At 57.8% G+C, this 14,235-nt stretch carries 10 protein-coding genes; 8 read left to right on the top strand and 2 right to left on the bottom strand.

What is annotated here, in order from left to right:
* The first annotated feature begins 183 nt into the window (after positions 1-183).
* The 4 genes from fmt to L1A08_RS16595 all read left to right on the top strand — a co-directional run bounded on the left by fmt (position 184) and on the right by L1A08_RS16595 (position 6,217).
* On the top strand, positions 184-1,140 hold the full coding sequence (gene fmt / locus L1A08_RS16610) for a methionyl-tRNA formyltransferase (RefSeq protein ID WP_238757588.1): 957 nt from the start codon (positions 184-186) through the stop codon (positions 1,138-1,140).
* A gap of 751 nt (positions 1,141-1,891) precedes the next feature.
* Complete coding sequence (dnaN, locus tag L1A08_RS16605) at positions 1,892-3,001, top strand: DNA polymerase III subunit beta (protein ID WP_238757586.1); 1,110 nt, start codon at positions 1,892-1,894, stop codon at positions 2,999-3,001.
* Positions 3,002-3,062: 61 nt separating this feature from the next.
* Entirely contained in the window at positions 3,063-3,467 is a 405-nt protein-coding gene (locus L1A08_RS16600) for a DUF721 domain-containing protein (RefSeq protein WP_238757584.1), read from the top strand.
* Positions 3,468-3,718: 251 nt separating this feature from the next.
* On the top strand, positions 3,719-6,217 hold the full coding sequence (locus L1A08_RS16595) for a DNA gyrase subunit B (RefSeq protein WP_238757583.1): 2,499 nt from the start codon (positions 3,719-3,721) through the stop codon (positions 6,215-6,217).
* A gap of 216 nt (positions 6,218-6,433) precedes the next feature.
* On the opposite strand, the gene L1A08_RS16590 is transcribed toward L1A08_RS16595, so the two are convergent.
* Positions 6,434-8,341 carry a GTPase gene (locus L1A08_RS16590; RefSeq protein WP_238757582.1) on the bottom strand — a complete coding sequence of 636 codons (1,908 nt, stop codon included), beginning with the start codon at positions 8,339-8,341 and terminating at the stop codon, positions 6,434-6,436.
* A gap of 302 nt (positions 8,342-8,643) precedes the next feature.
* Here L1A08_RS16590 and mtaB point away from each other — a divergent pair, with 302 nt between their 5' ends.
* The 4 genes from mtaB (at position 8,644) to L1A08_RS16570 (ending at position 12,256) form a co-directional block, all read left to right on the top strand.
* Complete coding sequence (mtaB, locus tag L1A08_RS16585) at positions 8,644-10,032, top strand: tRNA (N(6)-L-threonylcarbamoyladenosine(37)-C(2))-methylthiotransferase MtaB (protein WP_238757581.1); 1,389 nt, start codon at positions 8,644-8,646, stop codon at positions 10,030-10,032.
* Positions 10,025-10,408, top strand: a complete 384-nt coding sequence (locus tag L1A08_RS16580; protein WP_238757579.1) for an STAS domain-containing protein — start codon at positions 10,025-10,027, stop codon at positions 10,406-10,408. The genes mtaB and L1A08_RS16580 overlap by 8 nt, the downstream gene beginning before the upstream one ends.
* A gap of 299 nt (positions 10,409-10,707) precedes the next feature.
* On the top strand, positions 10,708-11,403 hold the full coding sequence (tmk, locus tag L1A08_RS16575; protein ID WP_238757577.1) for a dTMP kinase: 696 nt from the start codon (positions 10,708-10,710) through the stop codon (positions 11,401-11,403).
* Positions 11,404-11,500: 97 nt separating this feature from the next.
* Positions 11,501-12,256 carry a phosphatase PAP2 family protein gene (locus L1A08_RS16570; protein WP_238757576.1) on the top strand — a complete coding sequence of 252 codons (756 nt, stop codon included), beginning with the start codon at positions 11,501-11,503 and terminating at the stop codon, positions 12,254-12,256.
* Positions 12,257-12,323: 67 nt separating this feature from the next.
* Here L1A08_RS16570 and L1A08_RS16565 read toward each other — a convergent pair whose 3' ends face one another.
* Positions 12,324-13,958, bottom strand: a complete 1,635-nt coding sequence (locus tag L1A08_RS16565; protein WP_238757574.1) for a SpoIIE family protein phosphatase — start codon at positions 13,956-13,958, stop codon at positions 12,324-12,326.
* Between the last annotated feature and the right edge of the window lie 277 nt (positions 13,959-14,235).

Here is a 14,235-nt window from a genome sequence, read left to right as displayed (position 1 = left end):
GGGTGGTGCAGCCTCTTGCTGCTGCATAACGTCGAACCGTGAACGGTGAGCGTTCAACACAGAGATCAATCGCTGTGCCATCCCTGATGATGAAAGAATCTCGTCGAAGACGCACAGCAATCCCTGTTTGTGCCGCCCTTTCGAAGTCTCACGCTCTACTGCTGAAACGGAAGCAGGACAACAATGGCACTCAACGTGGTCATGATGGCAACCGGCGCCTTTGCGTTGCCGGGATTCAAGGCTCTGGTCGGATCCGGACACAATGTCACCGCGCTGATCACGCAGCCGGACCGGCTCAACCCTCGGGGGAAGCCGCATCCGCATCCGTTGAAAGAGTTCGCGGAAGCCAACGGCATCCCGGTGCTCCAGCCGGAATCGATCAACACGCAGGAGTCGATCCGCAAACTGCAGTCTCTGCGGCCCGACGTTGTTCTTGTTGCCGCTTACGGACAGATCCTCAAGGCGGAGGTCATCAACATTCCGCGGCTTGGGATGTACAACCTCCACGGATCGCTGCTGCCTCGGCATCGTGGCGCCGCCCCGGTGCAGTACGCCGTCTGGAAGGGAGACAAAAAGTCAGGCGTGACGATCTTCCGGATCGAGCCAAAGCTCGACGCCGGCCCCATGATCGTTCGCATGGAAACGGAGATCCAGCCCCGCGAAACTTCCGGAGAACTGCACGACCGTCTGGCGGAAATCGGAGCCGAGGCTCTGCTCGAAACGGTTCGGTTACTCGAAGCCGGCGAAGCCAAACCGTTGGTTCAGGATGAAACCGAGGTCACACAATCGCCGAAAATCCGCAAGGAACAGGGACTGATCGACTGGTCTCAGTCGCCCGCTGAACTCGACTGTCATATCCGCGCCATGCAGCCCTGGCCGAATCCGTTCACGTTTCTCCATCGTCTCGATGGCTCCTCGGAACGCATGCTGATCCTCCAGATCACGCCCGATCATTCGCTGGAGGTCTCCGGTAAACCCGGCGAAGTCGTCCAAAGCGATTCCCGGATGCTTGTGAGTACTGGAAATGGTGTGATCGCAGTCGACCGCCTGCAGCCGGCCGGGAAGAAAGCGATGGCAACGGCTGATTATCTGCGAGGCCGTCCGCTGACCGGCGGCGAGTTCTTCAGCCCAGAAGAATAACCACAATCCGGGCGGCTCATCCGTCGGAGAGGGTGCATGACGAAGCCACACCATTCTGCGCCATGTGCAGGGTAAGCTGAGCGGGCCGTTGTGATCGTTAAAATCACGGAGGACACCGCCTCCTGTGGCGTTACGACCCGTCTGAAATCGGATCGGCCACTCCGTTGGTGGAAGAATTTGTTGCGACTGCTGCACTCAAATCGATCAGTGGGGAACCGTTGGCCGCAAAGAAGCTGCGATGAACATCGCTTCCCGATCGACTTCAAGACATGTCGAAAACTTGTGGATCGGTCGTCACTTCATCCCGGGCTCGATTGTGGGTTATGCGGCGAAATTCTCTGCTGTGGATAACCGCCCCAGTTATCCACGGCTTCACACCGGAACTCCACGACCCGGCAACACCTTTTCAACGCCATTTCCGCTGTCTATAATTTTCGTAACACAATGACCATTCATGCCTTACGAAATATTGGATGCCGGTTATCCACAATTCTGGCCGCCCCTTTTAATAATGTTACTGAATTAAGAATCTTTAAAGAGAAGGAGGGGACCTGCGGTCCTCTCCGGTGTGGAAAACCATCGTTGAGAATTTCATGCGACGTCTTCCGGGAGACGCTCTGGAATCTCCGTCTCCTTCCCACTTGCAACAGGCGGGCCACGATTCCGTTTTCAGGCCGATTTCGCTAAGATAACAGGCCTTGTTGAAGTAAATGATAGGCCGAAAATTTCCCCAGTACGAGACGACGTCGCTATGCAACTGAAATTCAAACGGGATGTCCTGGCTGGCGCTCTGCAGACCGTCGCCGGAGTTGTTCCGTCGCGAACTCCGAAAGACATTCTGAAGAACACGAAGCTCGTGATTGAATCGGGTTCGGCGATGCTGATGGCGACCGATCTCGAAATCGGCATGCGATACCAGATTCCGGAAGTCGAAACCGGATCGACCGGCGAAGTTCTGCTGCCGACCGCCCGTCTGATGCAGATCCTCCGCGAAGTGACCGTCGATGAGATCGTGCTGAACGTCAACGAGGACCTGCTCGAAGTGCAGGCTGGACAGAGCGAGTTCCGGCTGCCGGTGGAAGATCCCCGCGAGTTTCCCGATGTGGCTCCATTCTCAGCCGAAGCCTGTTACGCGATTTCGGGTCAAGCACTGCGACAGGCAATTCGCCGCGTGATTTTTGCGGCTGATGATGAAAGCACGCGTTACGCCCTCGGCGGGATTTTCGTCGAGATGGCTCCGACTCAGATGGTCCTGGCCGCCACCGACAGCCGTCGTCTGGCAGTCATGGAAGCCGTGTCCGGCACCCAGGGAGAAGTTTCCGAGACCCGTTCGATCGTGGTGCCCCGTAAGGCCATGACGCTGATTGAACGCAGCATCGAAGGGGATGACGCGGAAATCCTGCTCGCCCCGGGCGATAATGAAATCACCGTTCGCAGCGGCAACTGCATGATCTATTCCCGCCTGGTGGAAGGACGTTTCCCGAACTTCCGCGATGTGCTGCCGAGTGATGTTCCGATTTCAGTCGATCTGGTCGCAGGCCCCTTCCATAACCTCGTGCGGCAGTCCCAGATTGTGACCAGCGATGAGAGCCGCGGCGTCGATTTCGTCTTCACGCCGGGCACCGTAACTTTGAAATCCCAGGCAGCCGATGTCGGGCAGTCGAAGGTCGAAATGCCGATCGATTACGACGGAGACGAGCTGGCGATCATGTTCGATCCGCGGTTCGTCGCCGAGTTTCTGCGGGTACTGGAGCCGGAAACGACGATTCAGCTGGGTCTGATCGGCGGCGAAGATCCGGCCGTGTTCCGCTGCGAAGAAGAATACAAGTATGTCATCATGCCGCTGGCCCGGGATGCGTGAAACTGTTCCCACGGAGTGGACGTTTCAACGGGTCGGGAGTTGTCGAGCAGGGATCGAGTCTGTGACGGAGCCTCAGAAAGAACTCGATGAAGATCAACGGGAGTTGATTCAGCACGTGATGCAGCAGCGTCGTCAGGAGCTGCAGGTTCGAGGTGGCGGTCCGCAATCGCTGGCCGGCTCGTTACGGGAAGTGATTGCGGCTCGGAAGATCGGCCGCGTGATGGAGTCGCGAGAGCTGAGTCTACTCTGGAAGAGTTGTGTCGACGAAGCCATCGAACCGAACACCCGGGTCGTTTCGCTGCGAAACCGGGTTCTGCTTGTCGAAGTGACCGACTCCGTTCTGATGAGCGAACTGTCGAACTTTCATCGCCGTCCGATTCTGGCGGCTCTGAAGAAAGCCCGGCCCGATATGCAGATCACAAACCTCAAGTTCCGTCTGAACGCGGGACTGAGTCGAGGTCACTGAGAGAAGCTCCGTCGTCCTTCAGGGATAGCAAGCGTGCTCTCTCTTCAGACGGAAGAAGACAAGAACAGCGGAAATGGGGAGATTGACGATGCGGGTTCAATACGAGGGAACCCACATTTCCCCTTATTCAGACAGATCCTCAGCCGCCAGCCGGATGAGGAAATCGGAATCCAGAGACCATTGGCGCGGGCGAAGGACTGTCCGGCGAAATACAACGTTTTCAACACATCCGACACGGATCAGGAACAACGATGGAAGAAACGAACAAACCGAGCAACTACAGCGAAGCCAACATCCGGGCCCTGGAAGGGATCGAGGGGATTCGGTTGCGTCCGGCGATGTACATCGGCGGAACCGATCTGGTCGGTCTGCATCACCTGGTGTTCGAGCTGACCGACAACGTGCTCGACGAGTACGTCAACGGTCACGCCGCATCAATGACGGTGAAGATCAACGCCGATAACTCCGTCACAGTGACCGACGATGGCCGTGGGATTCCTGTCGGGAACATGGCCGCTCAGGGCAACAAGTCCGCCCTGGAGATCGTGTTCACGAAGATCCACGCCGGCGGAAAATTCGACCGCGAGAGTGGTTATGCCACCGGGACGGGCGGTCTGCACGGCGTCGGGATCACGGCGGTGAATGCCTGTAGCGAATGGCTCGAAGCCGAGGTCCGCCGCGAAGGCCATGTCTGGATGATGGAGTTCTCCAAGGGCGAAGTGACCAGTGGCCTGACCAAACTCGGCACGAGCGACAAGACCGGCACCCGGGTCACATTCAAGCCGGATCCGACGATCTTCCCGGATACCGTCTTCGTCTACGATACGATTAAGAAACGGTTGCAGGACGCCGCGTTCCTGAATGCCGGTGTTCGCATTCGCCTGATGGACGAGCGAACCAGCCAGTCCGATGAGTTTTACTATGAAGACGGCCTGGTCGAGTTCGTCAAGCATCTGAATCGCACGGACAACGCCCTTCATCCCGACGTCATCAAGATTCAGGGTAAGGAGGGGGATGTCGTTGTTGATATCGCGATGCAGTACAACGACGGCTATTCCGAAAACATCCGCTGCTACGCCAACGGGATCTACAACCCGGAAGGGGGAACGCACCTTAGCGGCTTCCGTGGCGCGTTGACGCGATCGCTCAACAACTACGGGAAGAAGGAAAACATCTTCAAAGATGTGACCATGTCCGGCGAGGATTTCCGAGAAGGTCTGGCCGCGGTGATTACCGTCCGCATTCCAAACCCGCAGTTTGAATCGCAGACGAAAATCAAACTGACGAACTCCGAAGTCGATGGAGCCGTCGGGACGGTCGTTGCCGAACAGCTGACGAAGTTCCTGGAAGAGAATCCGCCCCTGGCCAAGAAAATCCTGCAGAAGGGAATCCTGGCAGCAGAAGCCCGTGAGGCGGCTCGCAAGCAGCGGGAAATGGTGCGTCGCAAGGGAGCCCTGACAACGGGGGGCCTGCCGGAAAAACTCCGCGACTGTCGCAGCCGTGAACTCGACATCACCGAAGTGTACCTCGTCGAAGGGGACTCGGCCGGCGGATCGGCTGATACCGGACGTGACTCGAACACGCAGGCGATTCTGCCGCTTCGCGGTAAGATTCTGAACGTCGAGAAAGCTCAGCTCGTCAAGGTGCTCGACAACGCCGAAATTTCCAACATGTTCAAGGCGATCGGTGTCCCGCCGGGAGCCGAGCTGGAAGATGTGAGCAAACGACGTTACGGCAAGATCATTCTGATGACCGATGCCGACGTCGACGGTAGCCACATTCGCACACTGCTGTTGACCTTCCTGTTCCGTCACATGCGTCTGCTTGTCCAGGAAGGCTGCGTCTACATTGCTCAGCCGCCGCTCTACAAGGTGACGCCGAAGAGCAACAAGGATGTCCGTTACATTCAGACGCACGAAACGATGATGCGGGAGCTGATCGACCTGGCGTTGTCGAATTCTCAGCTGATCTGCAAAGTCGATGGAGCCGTCTTCGAGGGCGACCATTTCCGCAAGCTGATCGACCTGATGCGGGAACTGTCCGAACCGCTCGAAACGCTCGAACGTCGCGGCATCACGCTGCGATTCATGCAGCAGAATGATCTCTACAAAGATGGCAAACTGCCTCGCTACCAGGTCTTCATTGGCAAAGAGGTCCACTGGTTCTACGACAAGAGCGAAATGGAGACCTTTCTGCAGGAAGAAACGGAGCGTCGCGGCACCGAGTTCGAAGTGGCGGCCGACGACACCCAGACTGCTGACAGCAAGTCGTCTGATGATTCCGAAGAGGAAGAAAGCGAAGATCTTCGCAGTCAGTTGTACATGATCGACATGCACGAAGTCCGCAAGATTAACGTGCTCCTGCCGCAGCTCAAGGATTACGGCATTCAGCTCCAGGATCTTATCCCGGCTGGCTTGAAGGATGGCGAAGTCTTCTTCCCGTATCGACTCGAAACCGAGAAGAAAACGATCCCGCTCCCCAGCCTTCGCGATCTGCTTCAGGATCTCCGCAAACTCGGCGAAGACCTGATCCAGGGCCGTATCACCCGCTTCAAAGGACTGGGTGAAATGGATGCCGAGGAACTGTGGCTCACGACGATGGACCCGGAAACCCGCAACCTGTTGCAGGTGACGATGGAAGACGCGGCTGCCGCCGATGAAATCTTTCGCGTCCTGATGGGCGACCATGTCGAACCACGTCGAGAGTTCATCGAGAAGCACGCGCTGGACGTGAGAGAACTGGACGTTTAAGACGAAGTGAAGCTGGTGTGCGGACGAGACCCTCGAGCCGTTCGCACACCGCACTCACCAGTCGTTCGGTTTCTCACTCGGAAGCACCCAACCGTACTGGAGCATCCTGCCGCCGAAGCGACGTGCCTCGAAGAAGGTGCAAGGAGTCTGTTCGCAATCGGTCCACACTCAACGTCCGTTGAAGACTCAGCATCGCCACTGCATGGGCGCTGCCGTTCACGTTCGCAAATCGAGTTTGCGGAGGGTGGTGAGTTCCTGTTCGACGGCTCGGAACTCTTCGGAGCGGGGGAGGTCTGATGCTGTCTGGAGGTCGTCGAGCAGGGTGCCCCAGAGGTGCTCCTGCAGTTGCTTGAGCAGCCAGAGTTTGCGGATCTGCACGAAGTTCTGATGGAACTGATGGAACCAGGCTTCGAGGTATCGGACTCCCGTCGAGGTGCCTGAGGAAATTGCCGTGTCGCCCACCGCTGCGGTGACGGTTCCCGCGGTCACATCTCCGGCGACATGCAAAGCTGCCTGAAGAGCCGTGTCGGTCACCATCGGCATCATTGCATTGCCTACTGGTCCGACGCCGGTCGCGAAGAGCGCGACGGTTACGGCTGGCCGGGCAGCGGCGGCGGCTGTGTCGAGCCGCTTGAACATCTTGAACCAGTCTTTCTGATCGTCGCGGAACTTCTGCATCTGCACTTTAACGAGCGCCTGCAGCTCTTCCTCAAATGGCGACTCCTTGTGCAGCTGCTTGAGTTTGGCCAGCGTTTCCTCGCGGGACTGGCCGGCCATCAGTTGTTCGAGCCGCGTTCGCAACACGGGATGACCATGCTCGCTCAACGATTCGAGGCGATCGTAGATGCCAACCAGCTGCACCTGGATCGTCCGCCATTCTTCCTGGCGATACGTCTTGATCCATTGCGGCTCGTCATCGGCGGAACGTCCCTGGAACTGACGGACCGGCCACATCAGACCTCGGCCGATCGCGTCGTAGAAGCCGTGCACATTGGCTTCCCAGCCGGTCCTCTGTTCTCCCCACCAGTTGCGCACTTCCTGAATGACGACGCGATTCGGCACCACCGGCCAGGTGACCGAGATCTCCTGCATCCGTTCGGTGAGTCGCTTCCAGGCATCGCCATGAATTCCGCTGCGGCGACGGATCTCGTCCAGATAGGTCGGCACGCCGAAGGTCTTATCGCACAGCGTATCGAGAGCCCCGGCCAGCGATTTGAGTTTGATCTCTTCAAACCGCAGCTGAGACAGATCCTCCATCAGGTTTCGCGGCTGTTCGTTGCTCGTCGACTCGTCGGTTTGCGGCCAGTCTCTGTTGTAGAACGGCAGCTGATTCTGCTCGGCAGCCCGGCGATCGTGCGGGGCGAGATACACGTACTCCGGCGAAATCCCCGTCTCCTCGCAGAAGGTCTGCAGCCAGATCGGCCAGTATTCTTCGTCTTCCGGAAGAAGCAGCTGGTTGAAGACGACGAGAATCGATTTGTCTTCCTCGGCTGCGGCTCGGAAAAACTTCTTCACAGCCGCGTCGTTGTACTTCTGCTGCGTGAGCACGGCGATGAGCACATCGGCGGCTCGGCGGACTTTGTCGGCCCGGCTCCAGTTCACCTGGGCGTCGCTGTCGATGTCGGGCGTATCGAGCAGCAGCAGATTCTCGGGTGCCTCGGGCGACTCCCGCCAGAAGAGGAAGTCGTCGTCCGAACCCTGGAGGGCATCTTCGGCGTCATCGGAATGGCGGAGCTCGAATTCGCTGAAAACGGGGGTCAGAAGTTCATCAGAAGCGAGCCGCGTCGGCGTGAGGCAGGTCGGATGCTTCGTTCCCGAAGCCAGAGGGCTGGTCGCGGAAACCTTGCTGCCGCAAAGATGGTTAAAAATCACACTCTTGCCGATATTCGTCCCGCCAACGACCGCCACGACAAGGTAAGTACTGTCAGAGAGCTGCGGCAGCAGCTTCTGTGTGATGAGCTGATACCACTCGGTGGAGGTCACCGGGGCAATATCGAGCGGAGCGGCGGCCCCGGAAAGAGCATCGACTCGCTCCCTGAGCGAAATGATCGCGTTTCCAACTTCCTGCAGCGATTGCACGGGAACTTTCTGCGTCGAAAAAGTGTCGAAGGTCTCGATATCCATGAACGCCGACGTTTTGCCGCCGCGATCATGAGGAAGATGACCTGATTCCCCAAATCGGAATTCGAGACGTCTATTGAGGCTGAAAATGGCACCAGGAGTCCATGAGTCGGGCAGTCTGCATTCGGCGGCAGGGGGCCGCCGCTCCGTGTTTTGCTTCGACTCTGACGCCTGACGGCCATTCCCTCACGCCGATTTCCCCAGAAATCCAAATGGCGGTTTGTGGGGTAGTCTACCGAGGTTTATACTATTGCTCGCTGCTTCCCGCGTCGATTGAGAGATTTCACGTTTTTTCCGTGCCTGCCATGAGTTCAACTTCTTCCCTGTCGTTGCCGATCCTCAACGAGAACGAATCGACTGAGATCGTTCCCTTCGCGACCGGTCTGTCGCAACAGTTTGAAGGAATCGACAAGACCTGCCGGCTGGTGACTCTGGGCTGTAAGGTCAATCAGTACGAAACCCAGCTCGTCTACGAAACGCTGCAGAAGAACGGTTTTCGGGAAGCCGGGGATGGCGAAACCGCCGATCTTTGCGTCGTAAATACTTGTACGGTCACACATACCGGCGATTCCAAGTCGCGACAGGTGATTCGCCAGCTGGCCCGGAAGAATCCCGGCACGCGTACGCTGGTGATGGGCTGCTACGCGACCCGCGATCCGCAGGAACTGGCGGAGCTTCCGGGGGTGTTCGAGGTTGTGACCGACAAACGGGAACTGCCGGACATCCTGCAGCGACACGGCATCCACGACATGCCGAACGGCATCAGTCAGTTCGAAGGGCGTCGCCGGGCGTATGTGAAGGTCCAGGACGGCTGCATCCTGAAATGTACCTACTGCATCATCCCGCAGGTACGACCGGGGCTGCAGAGCCGCTCGCCGCAGGATATTGAAGACGAAGTCCGCCGGCTGATCGACAACGGGTATCTGGAAATCGTCATTACTGGTGTCCACGTCGGACATTACGGCGTCGACACGACCCGCGGGAAGTCGGGCAAGCCCCCGTTCCGGTTGTGGCATCTGTTCGAGAAGCTCGACAAGATTCCGGGCAACTGGCGAATGCGGCTCTCCAGTATTGAAGCGGTTGAAGTGAACGACGATTTCATCTCGGCAGCCGCGAATTGTGAACATCTCTGCCCGCAGTTTCATCCGGCCCTGCAGAGCGGCTCGGAAACGGTGTTGCGGCGGATGCGTCGCCGCTACAGCATGGCGAGATTCCTCGAAAAACTTGAGAAGATGCGAGAAAGGCTCGAACATCCGGCCTTTACGACGGATGTGATTGTGGGATTCCCCGGGGAGACCGACGAAGAATTCGAGGAGACGCTGCAATCCTGCCGCGACGCCCGATTCATGAAGGTCCACGTCTTTCCGTACAGTGTGCGTAAAGGGACGAAAGCGGCCGAGTTCGCCAATCAGCTTCCGCCGCCGGTGATCAAGGAACGGGTCGCCCGGCTCGGAGAGCTGGAACGTGAACTGGCCATGGAGTTTTATCGCGAGCGAATCGGCCAAGCCAGTCAGGTTCTGGTCGAGCGGGAATCGCAGCGGCGACCAGGCTGGCTACAGGGAACGGACGAACGGTACGTCCCGGTTGAGTTGCCGGGGAAGAAATCGGACATCGGATCGTTCCTTCAGGCAGAAGGCGTCGAAGCCTTTCGAGATCATCTTTCAGCGATTCAAAGCGGGCAACACCATGACTAGCGATTCCCACGACTTCCAGCCGTCGTTTTTCACGCTGGAACGGACCGGTGAAGTAGCTGTAATCCGGATCCGCAAATCGACGTTGTCCGAAGAAGACAATGTCGAGCAACTCGGCTTCGAGTTGATGCAAATTGTCGATCAGCTCGGCTACAATCGGGTCGTCCTCTCCCTGAAGGGAGTCGACTGGGTGACCTCGTCCATTCTCGGCAAGCTCATTCATCTGCACCGCCATCTCCGTCGTCTGGAAGGCGAGATGGCAATCTGCGACTTGGCTCCGGCCGTGCAGGAAGTGATGGAAACAAGTCGGCTGCATACCTATTTTCTCGTCCATCCTGACGTGGACACCGCTGTGCAGCAGTTCCAGACGCAGGTGTAACAGCCGCCGGATTCGAGGGCATCGCCTTCGGATGTTCCTTCGCCCCCTTCACGGGGAGCGGCTTACTTTCTCCGCCATATGCGGAAAGCCCGAAGGACGAGGAGGGGGCGATCAACCAGCGGCGCTCCTCACAGTTGCGAGACTACGGCCCAATAAACATGGACCCTGCATTTCCCTCTCACCCTAACCCTTTCCCCCCGGGGGGCGAGGGAACCGCTCTTGAAAAAGAACGGTCTTTGTCCAACACAACACGAAGTTGCCCGGCCGCTTGAGTCGCCGTGTGGCGTGAAGGAACTGGTTTGTCTTATTTCGTTGCGATCGAAGGAATCGATGGGTCCGGCAAAGGGACGCAGACCGCGGCTCTGGTCGACTTCTTTCAGACGTCCGGGTTGAGCACCGGCACGATCACCTTTCCCCGTTACAGCGAAACGCTGACCGGCAAACAGATCGGCCGCTTTCTCGATGGTCAGTTCGGCACGCTCGAGAATCTGCATCCCATTCCGATCTCGCTGATGTATGCCACTGAGCGGTTTGAATCGCGGGATGTCATCTGCCAGAAACTCGACGACCACGATCTGCTCATCGCCGATCGTTACGTCGGCTCGAACTTCGCTCATCAGGGAGCCCGATTGCTGGGCGCTGAGCGGCAGGAATTTCTGCAGTGGATCGAGCAGGTCGAATACGGGATCTTCAAGGTGCCTCGTCCCGATCTGGTGATCGTTCTCGATCTGCCCGCAGAAGTCTCTGCCGAACGGGTGGCTCGAAAGAATGCCCGCGATTACACCCGTCAGGTAACGGATCTGCACGAGTCCGACTGCGATTACCTCATCGGCGTGAGAGACGTCTATCTGCAGTTGTGCAGAGAGAACGAACACTGGCATGTCGTGAACTGCCTGACAGAATCTGGCGAAGGGCGTTCGATCGAGGAAATTCAGAACGAACTTCGCAGCCTGATCACGGCTCAGTTCGATCTGACGACGGACGCCGCAAACTGAACGCTGAATCGCTCAAATCCATGTTGTCGCCCGCCGGATCCGTCATAGACTGAAACGAAACGTTTCCTGGGCGCCCGGCAGTTCTGGATCGCGACTTATGCAGTTCTTGCGGAAGATTCCTCATCCCATTCAGAAGTTCATGACGTGGCTGGGCAGCCATGAGCTTGCGACGTTAGTCCTCGTGGGGCTGGTCGCGGCGGGAACGTGGGGCTTCGTGGAACTGGCCGATGAAGTTCGCGAGGGCGAGAGCGAGAAGTTCGACCGCACCGTACTGCTCAGCATGCGACAGGCGGACGACGTGACCGATCCGCTCGGGCCGCACTGGGTGGAAGAAACCGCCCGGGATGTGACTGCCCTCGGAGGAACGGTGATTGTGACCTTTCTGACGATCGGCGTCGCCGGCTTCCTGTTCCTGCAGGGAAAACGAACCGAAGCTCTCTTCCTTGTCCTGGCCGTCGTCAGTGGGATGCTGCTGAGTACGGGTCTGAAGTATTTCTTCGACCGGCCCCGTCCCGACCTCGTCCCTCACGGACAATATGTCTACACCCGCAGTTTCCCGAGTGGACATTCCGCAATCTCAGCCGTGGTTTACCTGACACTGGGAGCGTTGCTGGCTCGCGTGCAAACGCGACACCGTATCAAGGCTTACTTTCTGCTCCTGGCCTTCTTTCTGACGATACTGATCGGCATCAGTCGCGTGTATCTCGGAGTGCACTGGCCCACGGACGTGCTGGCTGGCTGGACCATGGGCGCCACCTGGGCTGCTGGCTGCTGGCTCGTCTTTCGCTGGCTCCAGCGGCATAACTCGGAAATGGAAAACCCGGACGACGCCTCTGCGGCGGCGAAGACCTGACCTTCCCCCCCGGTCCGGCAACTGTGAAATCAGTGCGGCGTCTCCGAGAGTGTCTCCCCGAAGGCGTTCACAGATCGCGACTCACGCTCACGATGCACATATCGTCCTGTTGCCGCTTGCCGCGGGTGTGTATCCGGACATCCTCAACCAGAGTAGACACAGCTTGGTCGGCGTTTGGTCGAGATTTAAGGATGGAGTTCTCCAGACCATCCATGCCGAACAGGTTCGACTGCCCATCCATCGCTTCGGTAATCCCGTCCGTGCAGAGCACGACCAGGTCGCCCGGATCGAACTTGTATGTCATCGGGTGATACTCAAAATCTTTCTCTACCCCTAGAGGCAATCCATCTTTTTCGTGCTGCATGTACTCCACTGCGGTTGATCCGGCCCGTCGACGGAGCGGAGGAATATGCCCCGCGTTGGCAATGGTCAGCTCGTGCTTCTGGACATTGAAGATGCAGAGCACGAATGTGATCAGGGAGATATCGGTCGGGTCATTGAAGGCTCCCTGGTTCAGGCGGTGCATGGCGACCTTCAAGCTCCGGGCCGTTCCCATGACGTGATGCAGGTGCGTATTCATGTGAGCCATTTTCAAAGCGGCCGGCATCCCTTTCCCGCAGATATCTCCGATCGCGACGACCAGCTGATTAGCTTTCAACCAGCGATAGTAGAAGAAGTCTCCTCCAACCTGCCCGGCCGCGGCGTAGAAGTCGCTGAAGGTGTAACCGGTCACTTCTGGCCGGTCGCGGGGCAACATCCGCATCTGAACCTCGTGAGCCATTTCCAACTGCTGCTGATGCCGGGCTCGAGCCATCTGCTGGGCGTGGGCTCGCGCATAGGCGATCGCCAGCCCGGTCATGTCGGCGACACTGCGAAGGACATGCAGGTCATCATCGTGAAACATCGACTGGTCGTCGGTCGTTTCGACTTCGATCACCCCCAGCGGAGCGCGATCGGGATTGAGCAGTCTGACGCACATCGTCGAGCAGACGTCTTCATCGAGCACCGACTCACTGAAGGCGTCGGAGTTCGAGAGCATGTCCTTGCCGGATTCGAGCACCGTCGAAGCCAGTTCGCTTCCGAGCGGAACCTGGGTCAGGATGCTGCTGTTGTCGTCGCGGCCGGCTTTGCAGGCGTAAGGGACCAGCTCGCCGTCTTCCTCGACCAGGAGGATTCGCCCATTGGTCGATTGAGGAAAGATCTCGAAGAGAATGTCGAGGACTTTGGGAAGAATCTCATCCAGATTCAACGAGCCGGCGAGCTTCGAGTTGATATCGAGCAGGTACTGGAACCGCTTCGTCCCCCAGACGTTATTCTCTGCGGGGACGCTGACCGTGTGATTGTTCACGGCTTGCTCTTGAGCCCTGTCGAACGGCTCGGGGGTAAACGTCGGTATTTCGCCGGACGATTCGTTTTTATGGAAAACCAGATGGATCTCGTAAAAGTTGATCCGGCTGCCTTCATGCAGTTGTTGTCGACTCTTGATTCGTTTCCCGTCGACGCAGGTTCCGTTAACACTCCCGAGATCTTCGATGAAATAATGATCGCCATCGCAGAAGATCTGCGCGTGATGGCGGGAAATGCTTCGCACCGGAAGAACAATGTCCGATGTGCCGTCTCGACCGACGGCGGTCACTCCGTTAGATCGGAGTGAGTACGTCGTCCCGGAATGGGGACCTGAAATGACCTCCAGTCTCGCCATGGCCCGTGACTCCTCCTACAACTCGCGTGGAAAGCGTGTTGTGCAAACGGGGGTGACACAGCTCGGGATCTCCACAACTCCGTGGCTGGTAAATTACCCTATGCTACATCCTAACACTACTACGTCGAATCGCTACGGGTTTTTCGACAAACGATTTCTGATCTGAAAAAACATCCACGCAAGACTTGTACCGGTATGGACACCGGCTCTCGTTGGCGGGATCGCTGGGGATCGTCGGTTCTTTCCAGTATACTCGAAGCTTTCAGACGCATCGTCG

Origin of the sequence: Rubinisphaera margarita, from assembly GCF_022267515.1 — a bacterium.
Taxonomy (GTDB): domain Bacteria; phylum Planctomycetota; class Planctomycetia; order Planctomycetales; family Planctomycetaceae; genus Rubinisphaera; species Rubinisphaera margarita.
This window is presented reverse-complemented; position numbering and strand designations above follow the sequence as displayed.